This is a genomic window from Brevibacterium sp. SIMBA_078, assembly GCF_046534565.1.
In the GTDB taxonomy this organism is placed as follows: Bacteria; Actinomycetota; Actinomycetes; order Actinomycetales; family Brevibacteriaceae; genus Brevibacterium.
On record NZ_JAWRYQ010000534.1, the window covers coordinates 1 to 240 of the forward strand.

The 240-nt window shown below is 42.9% G+C and carries 1 protein-coding gene; it reads right to left on the minus strand.

All coding sequences use genetic code 11. From position 1 onward, the window contains the following. The coding region (locus SB749_RS20680) for a hypothetical protein (protein WP_410711968.1) at nucleotides 1–211 on the minus strand (211 nt) is incomplete at its 3' end. Between the last annotated feature and the right edge of the window lie 29 nt (nucleotides 212–240).

Genomic DNA, 240 nt, shown 5'->3' on the forward strand with positions numbered 1-240 from the left:
CTTTCTCTCGCGAAAGTATAGCGAGTTTATGCTGGTTACTGCGTAGCTCCGCCTCTAAGTTAGTAACTATGGTGTCGCGTTCAAGTTCGTTTAACTGCTTAGTGTAGTTTATTTCTTCACCTGCTTGTTTTGGCTCGGTGGCAGTTATTTTATGAACGGTTGCATTGTTACTACAGGGTAATTGTGAAAAGGTAGTCCCTTCTGGGGTCACGCATTTGTAATAGGTGGTTTGAGCTAAAG